This is a genomic window from Amycolatopsis sp. NPDC051372 (assembly GCF_040682095.1).
Classification (GTDB): Bacteria; Actinomycetota; Actinomycetes; order Mycobacteriales; family Pseudonocardiaceae; genus Amycolatopsis.
This window is the reverse complement of sequence record NZ_JBFBAF010000002.1, coordinates 196,029-217,097: the sequence shown is the minus strand read 5'-3', so window position 1 is coordinate 217,097 and position 21,069 is coordinate 196,029. Positions and strand designations below refer to the sequence as shown.

Annotated in this window: 20 protein-coding genes; 16 read left to right on the top strand and 4 right to left on the bottom strand. The window is 71.3% G+C overall.

The features are described 5' to 3' along the window. Positions 1–181 precede the first annotated feature (181 nt). Genes AB0M56_RS04705 through AB0M56_RS04680 form a run of 6 tightly spaced genes read left to right on the top strand, consistent with a single transcriptional unit; the run spans position 182 to position 5,722 of the window. Positions 182–1,135: an ABC transporter ATP-binding protein gene (locus AB0M56_RS04705; protein ID WP_364171089.1), complete on the top strand. Its 954-nt coding sequence runs from the start codon at positions 182–184 to the stop codon at positions 1,133–1,135. After that, on the top strand, positions 1,092–1,877 hold the full coding sequence (locus AB0M56_RS04700; protein WP_364171087.1) for an ABC transporter permease: 786 nt from the start codon (positions 1,092–1,094) through the stop codon (positions 1,875–1,877). Before AB0M56_RS04705 ends, AB0M56_RS04700 begins: the two co-directional genes overlap by 44 nt. Next, positions 1,874–2,857 (top strand): ABC transporter substrate-binding protein, encoded by a 984-nt coding sequence (locus AB0M56_RS04695; protein WP_364171085.1) that lies wholly within the window; start codon positions 1,874–1,876, stop codon positions 2,855–2,857. The genes AB0M56_RS04700 and AB0M56_RS04695 overlap by 4 nt, the downstream gene beginning before the upstream one ends. Beyond that, positions 2,854–3,585, top strand: a complete 732-nt coding sequence (locus AB0M56_RS04690; protein ID WP_220241183.1) for an isochorismatase family protein — start codon at positions 2,854–2,856, stop codon at positions 3,583–3,585. Before AB0M56_RS04695 ends, AB0M56_RS04690 begins: the two co-directional genes overlap by 4 nt. After that, on the top strand, positions 3,582–5,018 hold the full coding sequence (locus AB0M56_RS04685; protein ID WP_364171083.1) for a UbiD family decarboxylase: 1,437 nt from the start codon (positions 3,582–3,584) through the stop codon (positions 5,016–5,018). The genes AB0M56_RS04690 and AB0M56_RS04685 overlap by 4 nt, the downstream gene beginning before the upstream one ends. Then, positions 5,018–5,722 carry a GntR family transcriptional regulator gene (locus AB0M56_RS04680; protein WP_220241180.1) on the top strand — a complete coding sequence of 235 codons (705 nt, stop codon included), beginning with the start codon at positions 5,018–5,020 and terminating at the stop codon, positions 5,720–5,722. Before AB0M56_RS04685 ends, AB0M56_RS04680 begins: the two co-directional genes overlap by 1 nt. Positions 5,723–5,829: 107 nt before the next feature. Here AB0M56_RS04680 and AB0M56_RS04675 read toward each other — a convergent pair whose 3' ends face one another. Genes AB0M56_RS04675 through AB0M56_RS04665 form a run of 3 tightly spaced genes read right to left on the bottom strand, consistent with a single transcriptional unit; the run spans position 5,830 to position 8,105 of the window. Beyond that, on the bottom strand, positions 5,830–6,579 hold the full coding sequence (locus AB0M56_RS04675; protein ID WP_364171081.1) for a GntR family transcriptional regulator: 750 nt from the start codon (positions 6,577–6,579) through the stop codon (positions 5,830–5,832). After that, positions 6,576–7,484, bottom strand: a complete 909-nt coding sequence (locus tag AB0M56_RS04670) for a LysR family transcriptional regulator (RefSeq protein ID WP_364171079.1) — start codon at positions 7,482–7,484, stop codon at positions 6,576–6,578. The genes AB0M56_RS04675 and AB0M56_RS04670 overlap by 4 nt, the downstream gene beginning before the upstream one ends. Positions 7,485–7,520: 36 nt before the next feature. After that, the gene (locus AB0M56_RS04665) at positions 7,521–8,105 is read right to left on the bottom strand and encodes a UbiX family flavin prenyltransferase (protein ID WP_364171077.1); all 585 of its coding nucleotides are present in this window, start codon (positions 8,103–8,105) and stop codon (positions 7,521–7,523) included. 236 nt (positions 8,106–8,341) lie between these two features. On the opposite strand from AB0M56_RS04665, the gene AB0M56_RS04660 reads away from it, so the two are divergent. The 7 genes from AB0M56_RS04660 to AB0M56_RS04630 all read left to right on the top strand — a co-directional run bounded on the left by AB0M56_RS04660 (position 8,342) and on the right by AB0M56_RS04630 (position 16,048). Further along, positions 8,342–9,376 (top strand): amidohydrolase family protein, encoded by a 1,035-nt coding sequence (locus AB0M56_RS04660; protein ID WP_364171075.1) that lies wholly within the window; start codon positions 8,342–8,344, stop codon positions 9,374–9,376. Continuing rightward, positions 9,373–10,176, top strand: a complete 804-nt coding sequence (locus AB0M56_RS04655; protein WP_364171073.1) for an alpha/beta fold hydrolase — start codon at positions 9,373–9,375, stop codon at positions 10,174–10,176. Before AB0M56_RS04660 ends, AB0M56_RS04655 begins: the two co-directional genes overlap by 4 nt. Continuing rightward, the gene (locus AB0M56_RS04650; protein ID WP_364171071.1) at positions 10,173–11,054 is read left to right on the top strand and encodes a xanthine dehydrogenase family protein subunit M; all 882 of its coding nucleotides are present in this window, start codon (positions 10,173–10,175) and stop codon (positions 11,052–11,054) included. The genes AB0M56_RS04655 and AB0M56_RS04650 overlap by 4 nt, the downstream gene beginning before the upstream one ends. 46 nt (positions 11,055–11,100) lie before the next feature. Further along, positions 11,101–11,565, top strand: a complete 465-nt coding sequence (locus AB0M56_RS04645; protein ID WP_364171376.1) for a (2Fe-2S)-binding protein — start codon at positions 11,101–11,103, stop codon at positions 11,563–11,565. Then, positions 11,562–13,913, top strand: coding sequence for a xanthine dehydrogenase family protein molybdopterin-binding subunit (locus AB0M56_RS04640; RefSeq protein WP_364171069.1), 2,352 nt, complete (start codon positions 11,562–11,564; stop codon positions 13,911–13,913). The genes AB0M56_RS04645 and AB0M56_RS04640 overlap by 4 nt, the downstream gene beginning before the upstream one ends. A 10-nt stretch (positions 13,914–13,923) precedes the next feature. After that, complete coding sequence (locus AB0M56_RS04635) at positions 13,924–14,601, top strand: SRPBCC family protein (RefSeq protein ID WP_364171068.1); 678 nt, start codon at positions 13,924–13,926, stop codon at positions 14,599–14,601. Between the two features lie 91 nt (positions 14,602–14,692). Then, entirely contained in the window at positions 14,693–16,048 is a 1,356-nt protein-coding gene (locus AB0M56_RS04630) for a solute carrier family 23 protein (protein WP_364171066.1), read from the top strand. Positions 16,049–16,064: 16 nt separating this feature from the next. On the opposite strand, the gene AB0M56_RS04625 is transcribed toward AB0M56_RS04630, so the two are convergent. After that, complete coding sequence (locus AB0M56_RS04625; protein ID WP_364171064.1) at positions 16,065–17,414, bottom strand: tannase/feruloyl esterase family alpha/beta hydrolase; 1,350 nt, start codon at positions 17,412–17,414, stop codon at positions 16,065–16,067. Between the two features lie 154 nt (positions 17,415–17,568). On the opposite strand from AB0M56_RS04625, the gene AB0M56_RS04620 reads away from it, so the two are divergent. The 3 genes from AB0M56_RS04620 (at position 17,569) to AB0M56_RS04610 (ending at position 21,057) form a co-directional block, all read left to right on the top strand. Beyond that, on the top strand, positions 17,569–18,522 hold the full coding sequence (locus tag AB0M56_RS04620) for a PHB depolymerase family esterase (RefSeq protein WP_364171374.1): 954 nt from the start codon (positions 17,569–17,571) through the stop codon (positions 18,520–18,522). A gap of 122 nt (positions 18,523–18,644) precedes the next feature. Beyond that, entirely contained in the window at positions 18,645–19,370 is a 726-nt protein-coding gene (locus AB0M56_RS04615) for an IclR family transcriptional regulator (protein ID WP_364171062.1), read from the top strand. Positions 19,371–19,452: 82 nt separating this feature from the next. Beyond that, the gene (locus AB0M56_RS04610) at positions 19,453–21,057 is read left to right on the top strand and encodes a thiamine pyrophosphate-dependent enzyme (RefSeq protein WP_364171061.1); all 1,605 of its coding nucleotides are present in this window, start codon (positions 19,453–19,455) and stop codon (positions 21,055–21,057) included. The last annotated feature ends 12 nt before the right edge of the window (positions 21,058–21,069 follow it).

Sequence of the window (21,069 nt, the reverse complement as noted above, 5' to 3'; positions counted from 1 at the left end):
TGGAAGATCTTTTTCGCGGTCGATCATGGCAATCGTCTCACTGCGACCCTTGACACAGCCTGGGCTGGGGCAGAGACTCTCCCGAAGTGTCGACACCTTGCGAATAGCAGTGCAGCCATCAGCAAGGAGGAGCAGTAGTGAGCAACCCAGAAGTCCGACCGGTTGGGGTGGCGGTCGGCCGATGACGTCGTCGAATGTATGTCTGGACGCGCGTGATCTGCTGCTGGGCCACAAGGCCCGGCGCGGCAACGCGTTCTCCACGGCGGTCCTCGACCTCAACCTCCAGATCATGGACGAGGAGTTCGTGGTCATCGTCGGACCCAGCGGGTGCGGCAAGACCACGTTCCTCGAAGCCGTCGCCGGGCTGGTCCCGGTCGCCGGCGGTGCGCTCGAGGTGGGCGGCAAGGCCGTCAAGGGACCGGGCCCCGAACGATCGCTGGTGTTCCAGCACGCGTCGCTCTACCCGTGGCGCACGGTGCTGGACAACGTCCTCTTCGGACCGCAGGTGCAAGGCCGGCTCACGCAGCAGGTGCGTGCCCGGGCCGAGGAACTGCTGGAGATCGTGGGCCTCTCGCACGTCGCCCGCAAGTACCCGCACGAGCTTTCGGGTGGCATGAAGCAGCGCGTGAACCTCGCACGGGCCCTGGCCACCGACCCCACCCTGCTGTTGCTCGACGAGCCCTTCGGTGCGCTCGACGCGCAGACGCGCGAGAACCTGCAGGACGAGCTCCTGCGGATCTGGCAGGCGGACACCGTCAGCGCCAAGAAGACCGCGATGTTCGTGACCCACGACGTGAACGAGGCGGTGCTGCTGGCCGACCGCGTGCTCGTGTTCTCCCCATCCCCGGCCCGGGTCGCCCTCGAGGTCAAGATCGACGCGCCCCGCCCCCGCGACGCGGCCTGGCGGCGCAGCTCCGAGTTCCTCGCCTACGGCGACCGGATTCTCGAGGCGCTGCACCACAAGCCGGCCGACGAGAGCGTGAACCCCACCCCCACCCAGGAATCCGCGGCTGCGGAAGACTCAGCGAGGAACCATGACAACGGCGTCAACACTGACCAGGCCGCCGAGCCCGCCCGGGCAACCCGCGGCAGTGGAGTCCAGGGGTCTGTCCGCCTGGGTTCAGCGCAGGCGTAGCGGACTGCTCGGCGCGGCCGGGCTTCTCATCGTCCTGGTGCTGTGGCAGGTCTGCAGCGCCACCGGCGTCGTCGACGTCTCCTTCAGCAGCAGCCCGACGCGCATCGTCTCCTCCGAGATCGACCTGTTCGGCTCGGGCGACATCTGGCCCGCGCTCGGCGCGACCGGTCTCGAGCTGTTGTGGGGCCTGCTGATCACGTTCGTCGTCGGCATCCCGGTCGGGCTCGTGCTGGGCCGCAGCAAGATCCTGCACGACATGACCGAGCCGATGGTCAACATCCTCTACTCCGTGCCGTACGTGATGTTCCTGCCGATCATCATCTTCTGGTTCGGCATCGGCGACGTCTCGCGCATCCTCGTGATCATCTGGGCCGCGATCCTGCCGCTCATCATCAACATCACCGCCGGCGTGCGGAACCTCGACAGCGACTACACCCGCGTGGCCACGGTGTTCTGCACGCCGCGGCTGCGGTTCTTCTACGCCATCGCGCTGCCCGCGACGCTGCCGTACATCCTCGCGGGTGTGCGCCTCGCCGTCGGCCGCGCGTTGGTCGGTGCGATCGTCGCGGAGCTGTTCCTCGCGAGCCAGGGCCTCGGGTACTTCGTCCAGACCCAGACCTCGAACTTCAACATGGACAACGCCATGGCCGGCATCATCATCCTCGCCGTCGTCGCGCTGCTGCTCAACGGCGCCGTGCGGATGATCGAACGCCGCTTCACCCACTGGGCAGGTTCGCAGTGAACAAGAAAATCCTCTCGGCGGTCGCGGCCGCCGCGGCGCTGGCGCTCGTCCTCTCCGGCTGTGCCGGCAAGGGTGGCGGCACAGCCCCCGTCAAGGCCGATGCCAACGGCGCCCTGCCGATCACCATCGGTTACACCGCGCTCGGCGCGGGCTACTCCGACCTGTACGTGGCCCAGGACGAAGGCATCTTCGCCAAGCACGGCCTGAAGGTCACGCTCAACCGGCTCAACGACAGCTCGCAGCTCGTCGCCGCGCTTTCGAGCAACAGCGTGAACATCGGGGTCGGCGTGGCAGCGGACTCCGCCGCCGCGATCATGAAGGGCTCCGACCTCAAGTACGTCGCGATGTCGGAACCGCACTACAACCTCGAGATGTGGGCCAGTCCCGACATCAAGACGATCAAGGACCTCAAGGGCAAGAAGGTCGCGATCTCCTCGCCCGGTTCGCAGAGCGACTTCGGGCTGACCGACCTGCTCGAGGCCAACGGCATGAAGCGCGAAGACGTGCAGGCGGTGTTCGTGAAGAGCGTGCCCGCCGAGGTCGCGGCGCTCGGCAGCGGTGCCGTGTCCGCGCTGCTGACCCAACCGCCGAACGGCACGCAGAGCCGGGAGAAAGGCGCGCACCGCCTGGCTTCGCTGGCCGATCTGCAGTTCCCGCTCGGCGCCTACACCGTGCAGAACAAGTTCCTGCAGAACAACCGTGAAGCGGTGAAGCGGTTCTACGCCGCGGAAGCCGAGTCCCTGCAGTACCTGCGCTCGCACAAGGCCGAGACCGTGAAGGCAATCAAGAAGTACAGCGGCGTGCAGAGCGACGACCTGGCCAACTACGCGTACGACTTCTTCCTCACCGTGTGGTCGCAGACCCCCGAGGTCGACCCCAAGGTGATCAAGCAGGCGTTCGACGAAGCGGCGCACAACGCGAAGTCGACCCCGCCCGCGGACGTCACGAAGTACATCGACAGCACGCTGGCGGCGGCATGACCGTGCCGAAGACGGCCGCCGCCGTGTTCGAGGACGGCTGGGCGCCCTACCTGACGGATCGCGACCGGGCCGTGCTCGCGGCCACGTCGTGGGCCAAGCAGGCGCCGTTCGGCCTGGGCTCGCGCCCGCTCGTGGTGGCCGTCGACCTGTACTACGCCGCGCTCGGCCTGCCGCGGGCCGGCATCGTGGAGTCGGTCGCCGACTGGCCCAGCTCGTGCGGGGACGCCGGCTGGGAGGTCGTCGACCGCACCGCGCCGTTCCTGCAGGCAGCGCGTGACGCCGGCGTGCGCGTGGCGTACTTCCACGCCACGCCACCGGAATACGGGCGCTGGAACCGCAAACCGGCTCCGGCGCTCGCGCCGAAGCCGCGCGCGGTGGACGGCAACGCCATCGTCGCGGAGGTGGCCCCGGCCGAGGGTGACATCGTGCTTCGGAAGATCGGCCCGAGCTGCTTCTTCGAGACCCCGCTCGACACCATCCTCCGGGCGGGGGGCTACGACACGCTGCTCGTGGTCGGCGAGGCCACCAGTGGCTGTGTGCGCTCGACCGTGGTCGACGCGTGCAGCCGCGGCTACCGCGTGGGCGTGGTCGGCGACCTGTGCTTCGACCGGTTCGAGTCGTCGCACTGGCTGAGCCTGTTCGATCTCAACCAGAAGTACGCCGACGTGATCACCGCCGACGCGGCCACCGAGTACTTCCAGGCCGACACGCGACGAGGAGCAGCATGAACGACACCGGTCCCGACCTGCGGCGCTGGCTCGCCGAAGCCGAGCGCGAAGGCGAGGTCCAGCCGATCGAAGGCGCCCACTGGGAGCTGGAGATCGGCGCGCTCTCGCAGGTCAACTACCGGCGCAGCTCGCCGAAGGCGATGCTGTTCGACTCCATCAAGGACTACTCCGCGGGCTCGCGGGTGCTGTCCGGTTCGGTCAGCAACCCGCGGCTGCTCGGCTCCGTGCTGGGCCTCGGGTGGGAAAACACCGACGAGGATCTCATGGAGACCCTCGCGGTGAAGCCGGGCGAGTGGGCGGCCAACGCGGCCGAGTTCCGCGCCGTCACGGTGACCGACGGCCCGCTGCTGTCCCATGTGGACGACGAGGTCGACCTGCTGAAGTTCCCCGTGCCGCGCTGGCACGAGGGCGACGGCGGGCGCTACATCGGCACGGGCTGCGCCGTGGTCACGCGCGACTACGACACCGGCCGGATCAACCTCGGCGCCTACCGCATGCAGGTGCAGGACGAGGGTCGCTCGGCGACCGTGAACATCGAGGCGGGCAAGCACGGCGCGCAGCACCTGCGTCGCTGGTTCGAGGCCGAGGGCCGCGCGCCCATCGCCGCCTCGCTCGGCCACCACCCGGCGTACCTGGTGGCGGCCGGCGTCGAGGTGCCCGGCGACGTGTCGGAGTACGACTATGTCGGCGCGATGACCGGCTCGCCGGTGCGCACGATCGCGGGCCTGGCCACGGGCCTGCCGCTGCCGCACGACGCGGAGATCGCGATCGAGGGCTGGGTGCGCCCGGCCGACACGCGGCCGGAGGGCCCGTTCGGCGAGTGGACCGGGTACTACTCCGGTTCGCAGGACCCGATCCTCGCGATCGACATCGAGAAGGTCTACTACCGCGACGACCCGATCCTGCTCGGGGCGCCTCCCGGCAAGCCGCCGCACGACTACTCGTACATGCGCACGGTGATGAAGTCCGCGATCATCACCGACTCGCTGCGCAAGACCGGGCTGCCCGGCGTGCGCACGGTGTGGGCGCACGAGGCCGGCGGTGGCCGGTCGCTGCTGATCGTGGCGATCGAGCAGAAGTACCCGGGGCACGCGCGCCAGGCCGCGTACCTCACTGCGCAGCTGCCGAACGCCGCGTACATGAACCGCTTCACGGTGGTGGTGGACCACGATGTGAACCCGCGTGACCTCGGCGAGGTCGTGTGGGCGATGTGCGGGCGCACCAACCCCGAGCTCGACATCGAGGTCATGAAGCGGACGTGGGGCAGCCGCGTCGACCCGCTCACCCTGCCGGGCGAGATCCCGTTCAACAGCCGCGCGGTGATCGACGCGTGCCGGCCGTTCGAGCGGCTCGCGGACTTCCCGGCGGTGGCCGAGTCGACCGACGACCTGGTGGCTTCGGTGACCAGGCGCTGGCCCGAGGTGCTCGGCTAGTGACCGACGCGGGCGTCGAAGACCTGCGGAAGGAGCTGTTGTTCAGCGCGTTGCGCGGGTCCGACGGCGACTCGTCGCTCGCGTTCACGATCTTCCGCGAGCTCGCCACGAGCATCGTGGAGGGCAGGCTCCGGCCCGGCCACGAGGTCAACTCGGCCGAGCTGGCCCGGCGGTTCAGCACCTCCCGCACCCCGGTGCGGGAGGCGCTGCTCCTGCTGGAACGGGAGTCGCTGGTGATCGTGCCGCCGCGGCGGCGGCCGTACGTCTCGCCGGTGGACATGCGGCAGGTGCGGGAGATCTACGAGATCCGGGGCAGCCTCTACGGGCTGGTCAGCGAGCTGGTGGTCGCCCGCGCCACGGACGAGGAGATCGACGGCCTGCGCGCCTGGCAGAAGGTGCTGGCCGACGACGCCGAACGCGGCGACGTCCACGGGTACTTCTGGCACAACGTCGGGTTCCGCAACGCCGAGGCGAGCCTCTCGCAGAACGGCGAGCTGCAGCGGCGACTGTCCTCGCTGGGCCTGCAGATGCACCGCTTCCGGCACCTGAGCCTGTCGCTGCCGGGCCGGCTGCTGCACTCGGTCGCCGACCACGAGCGCCTCGTCAACGCCTACGCCGACCGCGACGCGCCGCTCGCCGCGGCGGTGAGCCGGTCGCTGGTGCTGCGGGGTTACCGGGCGATCGAGCGGTCCGGTCAGGTATGAGGCAGTCGTAGTGCCCGGCTTCCCGGCCGGGCGCGCGTAACCGCCGTCTGTGCGCGCGAGGCCCCGACCCGCGCACAGGCGCCGGTCACCCGCGTCCGGCCGGGACGTCAGGCGTCGGTCGGACCGGGGGAGCTTTCGACCGACAGGCCCGACCAGCCGGACTCCTCTATCGCCTGCAGCCCGGCCGAGATGATGGACTTCGTCAGCGCCACGGCGAGCGGGGCGTCGCGGTCGCGGTAGGCCTCCAGGAGCCGCTCGTGGTCGTCCACGGAGCGCGTGAGGCGGCCGGGCAGCGACAGGCTCACGTGGCGCAGCTGGAGCGTGCGCAGGCCCAGCGAGCCGAGCAGGCGGGTGAGCTGGTGGTTGCCCGCGACCTCCGCCTCGGCCTGGCGGAAGGTGACGTTGTGCCAGAAGTAGGAGTCCACGTCGCCGCGTTCGGCGTCCGCGCGCAGGTGGGCCTGCCACTTGTCCAGCACGTCGAGCGCGCTGTCGGGCGCGTTGCGCACGATCAGCTCGCTGACCAGGCCGTGCAGGCTCGCGCGGATCTCGTACATCTCGCGCGCCTGGCTCAGCGTCACCGGGGCCACCCGCGGGCGCCGGCGGGCCGGGATGTCCACGAGTCCTTCGCGCTGCAGCGTCAGCAGCGCTTCGCGCACGGGCGTGCGGCTGCTGGTGTAGCGGCGGGCGAGCTCGACGGAGTTCACGTCGGCACCCGGCGGCAGGCGGCCGTCGATGATCTGCACCGCGAGGTCCTCGACGATGCGGTCCACGAGCGAGATCTCGGTGCGCCCGTCGCGCAGGATGCGGCGCAGGACGTCGGTGCCGGGCCGTTCGCCGGTTTCGTCCGGCACGGTCACGGGTTCTCCTCGGGGGTCGTGGCCGCGCGCAGGACGTCGAGCATCTGCTGGGCGGCCGGGGGGTGGCTCGCGTTGAGCAGCCGGACGGCCGCGATGCGCCGGCGCGGCGCGGGACCGGCGATGTCCACGGCGACGACGTCGGGCCGCAGCGCCACCAGCGCGAGCCGCGGCGCCGCGCTGATGCCGACGCCCGCCGCCACCAGGCCCTGCGCCGACAGGTAGTCCTCCGTGGCGAAGCCGATGTCCGGTTCGAACCCGGCGAGTCGGCACAGCGTCGTGAACGCCTCGTCGTACGGCGGGCGGTGGCTGCGCACCACCCAGCTCTCGCCCGCGAGCTCACGCAGCTCCACTTCGGACTCACCGGCCACGGGGTGGTCGACCGGCACGAGCACGCACAGCGGGTCGTCGGCCAGATGGATCCACTCGATGTCGGCGGGCACCGAGCGCGGGTCGAAGTCGTAGTCCCAGGCCAGGCCCAGGTGGATCGAGCCGTCGCGCAGGTTCGCGGGCATGTCGAAGGCGTGGGCCGAGCGCAGCACGATCTTCGTGTCGGGGTAGCGCTCCTGGTACGTCCGCACCACGCGCGGGATGAGGTCCGCGCCGGCGGTGGGGAACGCGCCGAGGCGCACGTACGACTGCTGTGCCTTGAGGTCGGCCATCTCCTGCTCGATGTTCGCGATCGTGCCGAGCAGGCCTGTGCTGCGCTCGGCGAGGATGCGCCCGGAGTCGGTGAGCTCGATGCCGCGGGGGCCGCGGATCATGAGCGGCACGCCCAGCTGCCGCTCCAGCAGCGCCATCTGCTGCGACACGGCGGAATGGGTCATGAACAGGGCTTCGGCCGCCGCGGTGAACGAGCCGCGTTCGGCCACCGCCGAGAAGATCTGCAGTCGCCGAGCTTCGAGCACCCGACTCCTTTCCCGACCGCTCGCGCGGTCCCGCCGTCAGCCACCGTGGGTGAGAGCGTCTTTGCGTCTGGTCACGTCACCGTCCCACGCCGGGGGAGCGAGCTCCCACAGGCCCACCCGGGAGAGCGCGCGGCGGGCGGTGAAGTCCACCAGTTCGTCGATCGTCTCGGGTCGAGAATAGAAGGCCGGAACCGGGGGCGCGATGATGGCGCCCGCTTCGGCCGCGGCGGTCATCGACTTGAGGTGCCCGAGGTGCAGCGGCGTCTCGCGCACCATGAGCAGCAGCGGCCGGCCCTCCTTGAGACACACGTCGGCGGCGCGGGCGACGAGGTCGTCGGTGTAACCGGTGGCGATGGCCGAGAGCGTCTTGATCGAGCACGGGGCCACCACCATGGCCTCCACGGGGAACGAGCCCGAAGCGATGGTCGCGCCGATCTCGCCGGGCCGGTGGGTGACGTCGGCCAGCTCGCGCACGTCCTCGGCGGACAAGCCGCACTCGTGGCGCAGCGTCACGATCCCGGCCTTCGACAGGATGAGGTGCGTCGAGAAGTCCAGACGCTCGCGGAGCAGTTGCAGAATGCGCACGCCGTAACACGCACCGCTCGCCCCGGTGATGGCCACGACTACGTTGCGCCGCGGAAGTCCTGTCCCCGTCAACGGGCACCTGCCTTTCACTGTCACCCGGTTGTGGTGCCGGGTTCGGGTCATCGCATCACGCCGGGCCCCGCTCGCGCGAGGGGGCCGCTGTAAGAACTGCTTACCGGGGCCGACAGCAAAGCGCGCTGGTTGCCCCTGTCCTGGCCACCTAGCGTCGAGGACCAGCGAGTTTTCCCACACGTGGTCTTCGGCACTGAGAGGTGAGTCGGACGGACAGCGACGAGATCGTCCCCTACCCGGTTCTCGACACGCACGCGCACATCGTCCCGCCGTCGCTGCTCGCGGCGCTCGAGAAGGCGCCCGCGTGCGGCTTCAGCGCCCGGCGCACGGAGAAGGGCTGGGTCGTCGACGTGCCCGGCATGGGCGAGACCCGCCCGATCGGCGCGCGGATGAACGAGACCGGCCCGCGGGCGGGCTGGCGTGCGCAGACGGGCGTGGCGACCCAGGTCATCTCGCCGTGGATGGACATCCAGTCGGCGTTCCTGGAACCGCCCGCCGCGCGCGACTGGGCCCGCACGGTCAACGACGCGATGGCGGAGTCCGTGGCCGAGCTCGGCGGCGGCACGACCGCGCTGGCGTCCGTGGCCACCGACGACGGCGAGCAGGCCGCCGCCGACCTGCTGGAGGCGTGGAAGCGCCCGGAGTTCACCGGCGTCATGCTGAGCACCGACCCGCTCACCGGTTCGGCGCCGCACGAGGAGAACTTCGAACCACTGTGGACGGTCGCCGCGCGCGAGGAGATCCCGGTGGTGCTGCACCCGCCCACGTACGGGCCCTCGGGTGAGCTCGCCACGCTCGGCACCATGGGCAACGTCCACGGCCGGCTGATCGACAACACCGTCGCTGTGACCGAGCTGATCCTCCACGGCCTGCTCGACCGCCACCCCGGCCTCAAGGTGATCCTCGTGCACGGCGGCGGGTTCCTGCCGTACCAGGCGAGCCGGCTCGACGGCGGCTACCGCACCAAGGAGGCGTTCGCGGGGGAGCTGGAGCGGGAGAAGCCGTCGGACTACCTGCGCGACTTCGTCTACGACACCGTCGCGCTGTCCGCGCCCGCCATCCGCTTCCTCACCGGACTCGTCGGCTCCGACCACGTGGTACTGGGCAGCGACTACCCGTTCGCGCTGGGCGACCCGCGCCCCGTGCACACCGTGCTGGACGCCGGACTGTCCGAAAGCGACACCGAGGCGATCCTGCGCACCAACGCCGAGAACATCTTCCGGAGGCCCGCATGATCCCGTCCACCTCGACCGCGGGCCCGCTGGCGGTCCGCCGCTGGGGCGCGGGCGAGCCCGTGGTGCTGCTCCACCCGCTCGCCACCTCCGGCGAGCTGTGGACGCCGCTGGCCGAAGCGCTGGCCGACGAGTTCCAGGTGTTCGCGTTCGACCTGCGCGGCCACGGCGAGTCGTCCTGGGACGGCAAGCCGTTCTCGATCGCCGACCTGGCCGACGACCTCGGCACCGCGTTCGACTCGCTCGGGCTCGAGAGCGTGTCGCTGCTGGGCCTGTCGATGGGCGGCAGCGTCGGCGTGAACTTCGCCGGCCGCTTCCCGGGCCGCGTGCGTTCGCTCGTGCTCGCCGACACCACGGCGTACTACGGCGACGGCGCGCCTCAGGTCTGGGCCGAGCGCGCGGAGAAGGCCGTGTCCGTGCCGCGCTCGAAGCAGGTCGCGTTCCAGCTGGACCGCTGGTTCTCCCCGGAGTTCCGCGAGGCGAACCCGAACGAGGCCGACCGGATCGTGAAGATCTTCCTGCGCACCAACAGCGAGGCGCACGCCGCGGCGTCGATCGCGATGGGCGAGATGGACTCCCGCTCGCTGCTTCCGTCGGTCACCGCGAGCACGCTCGTGCTCGTCGGGGAGCACGACTACGCGACGCCGCCGGAGATGGCGGCCGCCCTGGCCGAGGGCATCCCCGGCGCCGAACTCGAGATCCAGACCGGCCTGCGGCACATGTCCCTGATCGAACGGCCCGCACTCGCCGAGCGCGTGCGGGCGCACCTCAAGACCGGCACGACCGGCACGGAGACCGCATGAAACCCGGCAGGTTCACCTACCACTCGCCGCGCAGCCTCGACGAGGCGCTCGCGACGCTGCAGGTCTACGGCGACGACGCCAAAGTCCTGGCCGGCGGCCAGAGCCTGATGCCCATGCTCAACTTCCGCCTGGCGCGCTTCGAGCACCTGGTCGACGTGAACCGCGTCGGCGCCGAGTACGCCGAGCCGACGTTCGGCGACACGCGCATCACGATCCCGCTGCTCGTGCGGCAGCGCTGCGTCGAACGCTCCGCCGAGGCCGCCGCCGTGCTGCCGGTGCTCACCGAGGCGTTGCAGCAGGTGGCGCACCCGCAGATCCGCAACCGCGGCACGATCTGCGGCAGCCTGGCCCACGCCGACCCGGCGGCCGAGCTGCCGAGCGTGCTCTCGGTGCTCGACGCGACGTTCACGATCGCTTCGTCGCGCGGGGTGCGCGAAGTGCCGGCGGAGGAGTTCTTCCTCTTCCACCTCACCACCTCGCTCGAACCCGATGAGCTGCTGCTGCAGGTCAGCGTGCCGCGTCCGCCGGCGAACCAGTTCTCGGCGTTCAGCGAGTTCGCGACGCGACGCGGGGACTTCGCGCTCGCCGGCGTGGCCGCGGTGTGCGAGGTCGACGCCGCAGGCGTGGTCACCACGTGCCGCATCGCCGCGGCGGGCGTCGCGCCCACTCCGCACCGGCTCACCGACGTCGAGGCGCTGGTCACCGGCGCGTCGCTCGGCGACGACCTGTTGCCCGAGGCCGAAGCCGCCGCCCGCGCGCAGGTCGAGCCGACCGGCGACATCCACGCGAGCGCCGAGTACCGCAGCCGGCTCACCGGCGTGCTGGTCAAGCGCGCGCTCGCCGACATCCGAGGAAAACTGGAGGCCACCCGTGCGTGACCACGCGACGGAGTTCCCCACCCGCACCCAGGACGAGACACACACCGTGGGGTGCACGGTCAACGGCCGCGAGTACGAGGCCGTCGTCGACCCGCGGATGACGCTCGCCGACTTCCTGCGCGAGAAGCTGCGCCTCACCGGCACGCACCTCGGCTGCGAGCACGGCGTGTGCGGCGCGTGCACGGTGATCGTCGACGGCGCCGCCACGCGCTCGTGCCTCATGCTCGCCGTGCAGGCCGACGGTGCCCAGGTCGAAACTGTCGAGGGCCTGGCCGAAGACGGCGAGCTTTCGCCGCTGCAGTGCGCGTTCAAGCGCCACCACGCGCTGCAGTGCGGTTTCTGCACGCCCGGTTTCCTGATGAGCGTGACCGCGGCGCTGCGCGAGGAGAGCGTGACGACCGAGCAGCAGGCCCGCGAGGTGCTGTCCGGCAACATCTGCCGCTGCACCGGCTACACCGGCCTCGTGAAGTCCGTACTGGAAGCCTCTGCCGGAAAGGACGCCCAGGCATGAGCGACACCCTGGTCCCCGAAGGCACGATGATCGGCCGGCGCATGGAGCGCCGCGAGGACGAGCGCCTGCTGACCGGCCACGGCGGTTACCTCGACGACCTCGACCTGCCCGACGCGCTCGCGGCCGCGTTCCTGCGCTCGCCCCACGCCCACGCGAAGATCCTCTCCTTCGACGCCACCGAGGCGCTGGCGCTGCCCGGCGTGATCGCCGTGTTCTCCGGCGCCGATCTGATGGAGATCCAGAAGCCGCTGGCACCGAAGGTGCAGCACCCGCAGCTGCGCGACTACCCGCGCCTGCCGATGCCGCCGGCCGAACTGCACTACGTCGGCGAGCCGCTCGCCGTGGTGATCGCCGAGTCGCGGTACATCGCCGAAGACGCGATGGAGCTCATCGAGGTCGACTTCGAGGTGCTGCCCGCGGTCGCGTCCACCGCCGTCGCGTTGCAGGAGAACGGCCCGCTGGCCCACTCCGGCGACGAGACCAACGTCGCCGTGCTGCTCAGCCAGAGCGCGGGCGACGCGGCGAAGGCGCTGGCCGAGGCGCCGAACGTGCTGTCCGACGAGTTCTTCGTGATGCGCGGCGGCGGCCACTCGATGGAGACCCGCGGCGTCGCGGCGCGGTTCGAGGCGGCGACCGGGCAGGTCACCATCTGGGACACCACGCAGGCCCCGCACTACGCGCGCCAGCAGCTTTCGGTCATCTACGAGATGGCCGAGGACGACATCCGCGTGATCGCGCCGGCCGATGTCGGCGGCGGGTTCGGCCCGAAGGCCCAGTTCTACGGCGAAGAGGTCGTGATCCCGTGGGTCGCGATGAAGCTGGGCCGCGCGGTGAAGTGGGTCGAGGACCGCCAGGAGAACATGGTCACCTCGATGATGGAGCGCTCGCAGACCCACCGCGTCGACGTCGGCTTCGACAACGACGGCTTGCTGCTGGCGGTGAAGGACGTGATCGAGCACGACCAGGGCGCGTATTGCGCGGGCCTGCAGGTCCCGTCGATCACCACCTCGACCGTGCCCGGCCCGTACCACGTGCCGAACATCGCGATCGAGCTGCGCGCGTGCTACACGAACATGGTGCCGACGTCGTCGGTGCGCGGCGCGGGCCGCCCGCAGGCGGTGTTCGTGATGGAACGGATGATCGACCGGATCGCCGAGCACCTCGGGCTCGACCCGGCGGAAGTGCGGCGCCGCAACCTGATCCAGGCCGACGAGTTCCCGTACAAGGTCGGCATCATGTTCCGCGACGGCAGCCCGCTCACCTACGACAGCGGCGACTTCCCGACGCTGCTGGAAGGCACTCTCGAGCGCATCGGCTACGACGAGGCGCGAGTGCTGCAGGCCAAGCTCCGCCAGGAGGGCCGCTACCTCGGTATCGGCCTGTCGGTGTACATCGAGGGTTGTGGTCTCGGCCCGTACGAGGGCGCGAAGATCCGGCTGACCAACAAGGGCCGCATCCTCGTCACGCTCGCGGCGGCCGGGCAGGGCCAGGGCTACGAGACCGTCTACGCGCAGATCGCCGCCGACGGCATCGGGCTCGACATGGACTACATCGAAGTGAAGACCGGCGACACGGCCCGGATCCCGTTCGGGCAGGGCACGTTCGCCTCCCGCATCACGGCCACCTGCGGGCCGGCCGTGATGGACGCGGCGAAGCAGATGCGCGAGCGGCTGCTCGACACCGCGTCGGTGCTGCTCGGCTGCGACGCGTCCGAAGTGGACTTCGTCGGCGACAAGGCCTGCCTCGGCGGGGACCTGGAGAAATCCGTTTCTCTGCAACAGCTCGCGCAGACGGCGAACATCGGTAAGCACGGCATCACGATGCCGCGCGGCATCAAGGCCGGCATCGAGACGTCGAGCTACTTCTCGCCGGAGCGGGCCGCGTACGCCAGCGGTGCGCACGCCGCGCTCGTGGAGGTCGACCCGGAGACCGGCGAGATCGAGATCCTCAAGTACGTGATCGGCCACGACTGCGGCAACGTGATCAACCCGCTGCTCGTCGACGGCCAGGTGCTCGGCGGCTTCGCCCACGGCATCGGCAACGCGATGTACGAGGAGCCGGTCTACGACGTCGAAGGCCAGCCCCAGGCGACGAGCTACCTCGACTACGCGCTCGTGTCGGCCACCGAGGTGCCGCCGGTCGAGCTGTTCCACATCCAGACCCCCAGCCCGCTCAACCCGCTCGGGGTGAAGGGCGCGGGGGAGGGCGGCACGATCCCGGCGCCGGCCACGATCGCCAACGCCGTGGAGGACGCGCTGCGTCCGCTGCGGGCCCGCGTCACTCGCGCGCCCATCACCCCGGCGCGCATCGTCGACGCCATCGTGGCTGCCGCCGCGGACCAGGACTGAAAGGCACCGGATGCTCATCGAAAACTCCTTCGACGTCGCCGCCGACCCGGACGAGGTCTTCACCTTCCTGCAGGACGCGCACAACGTCGCCGCCTGTTTCCCGGGCGCCGAGCTCGTGGAGGACCTGGGCGACGACTCCTACCGCGGCAAGGTGAAGATCAAGGTCGGCCCGGTCACCGCGGCCTACCAGGGCGTCGCGAAGATCGTGGAGAAGGACGGCGCAGCCCGCGTGGCCGTGCTCGTGGCCGACGGCAAGGACACCCGCGGCGCCGGCACGGCGAAAGCCAAGGCGACCATGCGCGTGACACCGGCCGAAGGGGGTGCGCACGTCTCCCTCGAGACCGACCTGACCATCTCCGGCAAGCTCGCGCAGTTCGGCCGGGGCATCATGTCCGACGTGTCCGGGCGGATGGTCGGCGAGCTGGCTTCGCGGGTGCGGCAGCGGATCGAAGCCGGGGAAGAAGCGCCGGCAGTGGCTCCCGCTCCCGCCCCTGCCGCCGCGGTCAACGGTTCGGCCGCTCCCACGCCCGCCGCGACCGCTACTGCAACGGCTACCGCGACCCCGCCCCGTCCCGCTCCGCAGTTCGACGAAGCACCGCCGATGAAGGCGTCGGTGCTGATCCGCATCGTGCTCGCCGGTTACCTCGAAAGGTGGGCCGCGCGCCTGCGCAAGTCCGCCGAAGCCTGACCCGTCCACCGCCCGACCGATTAACGCTCCGCTCCCCGTCCCCCCGCTCGATGGCCGCCGCAGCCGTCCGTCATCGCTTGGAGCTTCCCCCATGGCCGTCACCGCCGCCGCCACGGCTCCTGCCACTCCCGAAACCGAATCCGTGCCGATCTTCGACGTCGGGATCGACGACAAGGTCAAGGTCTCGAGCTCGATCGGGCTCGGGGTCCAGAACATCCTCGGCATGGCCGGGCTGCTGATCTTCCCCGCCCTGATCGGCACCGCGTTCAAGCTGTCGGCCACCGACACCGCCTACCTCTACGGCGTCACGTTCATGACGTCCGGGCTCGTGGTGATCCTGCAGTCGGTGTTCCTGCTGCGGCTGCCGATCGTGCAGGGCCCGTACGCCGGTTCGCTGGCCGCGCTGCTGGCCGTGGGCCATGGCAAGGGCGGGTTGGGTGCCGCGTTCGGCTCGATGGTCGTGGCCGGGCTGATCTGGTGCGTACTCGCGATCCCGCTCAAGAAGTACGGGCTGATCACGTACCTGTCGAAGTTCGTGCGCGACCCCATCATCTGCGGCGTGCTCGTGCTGATCCTCGCCACCCAGCTCACCAGCACCGCGTTGCCCAACGTGCTGGGCACCCCCGGTTCACCCGGGTTCCCCGGCATGAACCTCGTGTCGGGCTTGGTCACGGCGCTGGTCGTCATCCTGCTCACGTTGCTGCCCAAGGGAACCGTGCTGCGCCGCGGCGCCGTGCTGGTCGCGGTGATCGTCGGCACGGTCGTGTACGCGATCTTCGAGCCGACGCACTTCGCCGGCGTGGTGCACAACGTCGGATTCACGGTGCCGCGGATCTTCCCGTTCGGCTTCGCCGTGCAGGGCGATCTCGTGGTGATCTTCTTCATCACGCTGCTGCCGGCCATCGCGGAGAGCATCGCGACCTACGACATCGTCGCCGGCTGGGGCCGCCAGGAGCTGTCCGGCTACCGCGTCTCGCAGGGCGTGTTCGGCGAGGTCGTGGGCAGCACCGTCGGCGCGGTCTTCGGCGGCATGTCCACGCTGGCCTACCCGGACAACATCGGCCTGCTGCGCGTGACGAAGGTCGGCTCCCGCTACGTGACACTGGCGACCGGTGTCATCCTGCTCGTGCTGGGCGGTCTCGGCCCGTTCGACCACCTGCTGCAGGCCGTGCCCCTGCCCGTGCTCGCCGCGGCCGGCACCGTCCTGTTCGGAGTGCTGTTCGCGAGCGCCATCGACGCGCTCTCGGGGGTGCACTGGTCCCGCGACAACCTCATGCTCGCGGGCTTCCCGTTCATCACCGCGATCGGCGGGCTGTTCGTACCGCCCGCGACGATGAAGGTGCTGCCGCAGGTGGTGCAGCTGATCCTGCAGCAGCCGCTGATCCTCGGCACGGTGCTGCTGCTCCTGATGAAGGCCGGGTACGGCCTGCGCCGCAAGGAGTCCTGAGGTTCTGGGGACTCGGTCACAGTGAGCAGGCGGTGGCCAGCTCCGCGGGAGTCGCACCCGCGGGGCGGGCCACCGTCGCCGAGACCGGTGGCCGCACCCCGCGCAGCCAGCCCGCGAGCGCGGTGAACGCCGTGCGGAAACACGGGGCGATCGGCCGGAGCCGGTCCGGGAACGTGTCGACCAGCCCGTCGACGTGGTTGCCGTCCTGGATGCGGTAGTAGCGGTGCAGCGCGCCCCGCCCGGCGCGCTCGACCATCCGGTCGTAGACGTCGGAGTCGCGGCTGATCGGCAGGAGGCTGTCGAGCGTGCCGTGCAGGGTCAGCAGCGGGCGGCCGATGCGCCCGGTCAGCGCCACGCGCTCCACCGCGCGGTGCACCGCGGCCGGTCGCGATGCATAGTCGTAGTCGGCGTCGCACGCCGGGGTTCCGCTGGTGCAGAACGGGATCCCCGCCACAAGCGCGCCGTCGAAGCCGGGATCGACCTCGGCGCGGTAGGTGCGTTGCGTGAGGTCCCAGTAGACCTGGTCGTGGTAGGGCCAGAGGAACTCCGAGCCCGGCGCGAAGCCCGCGTCGAGGATCGCTTGGTGCGCCTGGGCATCGCCGACGGCGTAGGCGGGGTAGTTCCGGAGGGCGGGCGGCAGGAACGTCAGCAGGTTCGGCCCGTCGGCCGTCCAGAGCGTGCCCTCCCAGTCGACACCGCCGTCGTAGAGCCACGGCCGGTTTTCCAGCTGCCAGCGCACGAGGTAACCGCCGTTGGACAGCCCGGCCGCGATGGTCCGCGCCGGCGCGCGGCCGTAGTGCCGGGCCGCGGCGAGCTTCGCGGCGACGGTCAGCTGGGTGACGCGGTCGTTCCACTCGGCGAGCGCGTCGCCCGGACGCCGTCCGTCGGCGTAGAAGTCCACGCCGGTGTTCCCCTTGTCCGTGGCGGCGAACGCGTAGCCGGCGGCGAGCACCTGATCGCCGATTGCGCGGTCGTTGGCGTACTGACGGCGCGTGCCGGGAGAGCCGGAGACCACGAGCCCGCCGTTCCAGTGATCGGGCAGGCGCAGCACGAACTGCGCGTCGTGGTTCCAGCCGTGGTTGGTGTTGGTCGTCGACGTGTCGGGGAAGTAGCCGTCGACCTGAACACCGGACACGCCGCTCGGCGCGGGCAGCGCCGCCGAGGTCAGGCCCGCCCAGTCCGCCTGGACGGTGTGGCCGGTGGCGAGCGTGCCGGTGGTGGTCAGGTCGGCGAGGCACGCCTGTTCCTGGTGTGCCGCACCGGGAACGAGGACCGGCGCGCACCGGGCCGCGGTCGCCGCCGGGGCCGCGAGGACGGTGCCGGCGAGCAGGCCGGCGAGGACGAGGGGGAGCCGCCGCGTACGCATGCCGGAACCATAGGTCCGGACCACTGCGGGCGGTATCCGGCGGGACCACACAAACCGGGCGCGAGTTGTGGTGGTCCGCACCGTGGGAACGCGGAGTCGGCGTTCCTACGCTGAGCGTGACGATGCTCACCGAGGTCACAAGGAGGTGGTCGATGTGCGGAAGGTCCTCACCGGGCTGCTGGTGTCGGCTCTGCTGGTGCTCCTGCCCGGGTTCGCGTCGGCGGCGGCGATCAAGGAGGTCACGGGGTTCGGGGCGAACCCCGGCGCGCTGAAAATGTACGAGTACGTGCCCGACGGGCTGCCCACCGGACGGCCCGTGGTGGTGGCGTTGCACGGCTGCACGCAGAACGCGACGGGCTACGGCCAGGGCGCCGGCTGGGTCGAGCTGGCCGACCGCTGGCACTTCTCCCTCGTGCTGCCGCAGCAGCAGTCCGCGAACAACATCACGAGCTGCTTCGACTGGTTCCAGGCCTCCGACACCACCCGCGGGTCGGGGGAGGCCGAGTCGATCGCGCAGATGGTGCGGCGCGCGGTCGCGGACACGGGCGCCAACGCGTCGCGGGTGTACGTCACCGGTCTGTCAGCGGGCGGGGCGATGACTTCGGTGATGCTCGCCGCGTATCCGGAGTTGTTCGCCGGCGGCGCGGTGGTGGCCGGTCTGCCGTACGGCTGCGCGTCTTCGGCGTTCGACGCGTACTCGTGCATGTACCCGGGCAAGGACCTCACGCCCGCGCAGTGGGGTGCGAAAGTCCGTGCGGCGGCACCGTTTTCCGGCCCGCGGCCCACGGTGAGCCTGTGGCAGGGCACGGCGGACTTCACGGTCGCGCCGGTGAACCTGCGTGAGCTCACCGATCAGTGGACGAACGTCGCGGACGTGCCTGCCGCACCGTCCACAACGGACACTGTCGGCGGTTTCCCGCACGCGGTCTATCGCGACGGCTCGGGCCGCGCCGCGGTCGAGACCTACTCGATCACGGGCATGGGCCACGGCCAGCCGGTCGCTCCCGGCACGGGTCCCGACCAGTGCGGGCACGCCGGCGCATACCTCCTCGCCGTCGGCGTCTGCGCGGCGGCGCAGGTCGGGAAGGCGTGGAACCTGGCCTCCTGACGGGGGAACCGGGTCGCCCCCGCTTGCCTCCGCCGCGTGACGGGCGGATGATGGGCGGCTCGGTATCCCCGAGGTCAGGGAGGCGCGCGATCGCCGGCAACGCTGCCGAACCCGGGCGCACGGTGCTCAGCCGTGCGTTCGCGATCCTGGATTCGTTCCTCGACGGCCGTCCCGAGCAGACGCACGGCGAGATCACGCGGGCCACCGGGTTCGCGCCCGCCACGGTGTACCGGCTGCTCGCGGAGCTCGTCGGCTGGGGCGCGCTCGAACGCACCGGCCGCGGCCGCTACCGCATCGGCCTGCGGCTGTGGCAGCTCGGCTCACAGGCGCCGAGCGGGCGGGAGCTGCGGGACGTCGCGCTGCCGTTCCTGCAGGATCTGCTGCAGGTGACCCACGAGGTCGTGCACCTCGTGGTGCTCGACGAAGGCCGTGCGCTCTACCTCGAAAAACTCGAGGCGCACCCGGACGTGGTGGTCACGTCCCGCGTCGGGAAGCGGTTGCCGCTGCACGCGACCGGGCCCGGCAAGGTGCTTCTCGCGCACGCGCCCGCCGAGTGCGTCGACGAGGTGGTGTCGGCCGGCCTGGATCGCCGCGCCAGCGGCACCATCACCGATCCCGCGCAGCTGCGTGGCGTGCTCGCCGAGATCCGCCGCTCCGGTTTCAGCATCTCGCGTGACGAGATGACCGACGGCGCGTCGTCGGTCGCCGCGCCGGTGCGCGGGCTCGCCGACGAGGTCATCGCCGCCATCTCCGTGGTCGTGCCCAGCAGCACGCCGAACCTCTCGCCGCTGATCCCGGTCGTCCGGATGGCCGCGCTCAACGTCTCGCGCGCGATCCAGACGGCCTGAATTTCCGTCCAGTGAGAGTGGGGCTGGGCGCGGCAGACGGACGTACCGGACACTCCTGAGCCACACACGCCAGGGAGGTTCCTTGCCCGCCACCGTCCGAGACGCCGCGTTCGACGTCCTCCGCAGCTACGGCGCGACGACGTTGTTCGCCAACCCCGGCTCGACCGAGATCACGCTGCTCACCGACCTGCCGGGTGACTTCGAGTTCGTGCTGGCGCTGCACGAGGGCTCGGTGGTCGGGATGGCCGCGGGCTGGGCGCTCGCCGCGGACCGGCCGGCGGTCGCGATCCTGCACACCACGGCAGGCCTGGGCAACGCCGTGGGTGCACTGGCGACCGCGCGCGTCAACCGGGCGCCGCTGGTCGTGCTCGTCGGGCAGCAGGACCGCCGCCACCTCGCGCTGGAGCCGTTCCTCGCGGGCCACCGGCTCGACGACGTCGCCGCGCCCGCGCCCGTGTGGGTCGATGAACCGCCGCGGCCGCAGGACGTGCCGGGCGCGCTGGCCCGCGCGTGGCACGAGGCCCGCGACCACCGCGGCCCCGCGCTGGTGATCGTGCCGATGGACGACTGGCTCGCGCCGGCCGCCGACGACGAACCGCTGCCCGCGCCGGCGCGGCTGGTCCGGACCACCGCGGCGGAGCCGGAGGTCGTCGCCGAGCTCGAGAAGTTCTTGGCGGAGGCGGAAAAACCGGTGCTCGTGGTCGGGGCCGGCGCGGACGACGCGGAGACGTGGCATGCGCTGGAAGCGCTTGCCGAGCGGCTGCGATGTCCGGTGTGGCAGGAAGCGTTCGGCGCTCGCGCCGGGTTCCCGCAGGACCACCCGCAGTTCGCCGGACACCTGCCCGCGGGCCGCGCGGATCTGCGCAAGGTGCTCGCCGGCCACGACGCCGTGCTCGCCGTGGGCGCGCCGGTGTTCCGCCAGTACCCGCGCGAGCCCGGCCGGCTGATCGGCCCGGGCACGCGGATCGCCGTGGTCACCGACGATCCGGACGAGGCCCACCGCAGCCCGGCCGACCTCGCCGTGCTCGCGCGGCCCGCCGCCGTGTGCGGTCCGCTCGCGCTACGCTTGCCGGCGCGTCCGGCGTCGACCGAACCGCCGGGACGCACGATCGACCTGCCCGAGCCACCCGTCGAGGGGTTGGCCCCGGAGCACGTGTTCGCCGCCCTGGCCCGGCGGATTCCGCGCGACGCGGTGCTCGTGGAGGAGACCCCGTCGAGCCGCCCGCTGCTGCACGCGCTCGTGCCCGCCCGCGCGCCGCTCGGCTTTCTCAGCGCCGCCATGGGCGGCCTCGGTTTCGCGGTGCCCGCGGCGATCGGCGTGCGGATGGCGCGCCCGGACCGCCCGGTGCTCGCGGTCGTCGGCGACGGCTCGTCGCTGTACGCGATCCAGGCGCTGTGGAGCGCCGCCCACTACGGCGTGGGCGTGCTCGTGGTGGTGCTCGCCAACGGCCGGTACGCGATCATGGACGAGCTGGCCGCCCGGCACGGTGAACGCTCGGCCGCCCCCGGTGCCGCGCCGTGGCCCGCGTTCGACGAGATCAGCGTGAGCGGTCTCGCGCGCTCGCTCGGGTGTCCCGCCCGGCGGATCGACACCCACGAGGAACTGGAGTCCGTTTTGGACGAAGTACTGCCCGCGCTGGCGCGGGCAACCCGGCCGCTCGTGCTCGACGTGGTGGTGGCGCGGTGAGCGCCCCGCCCG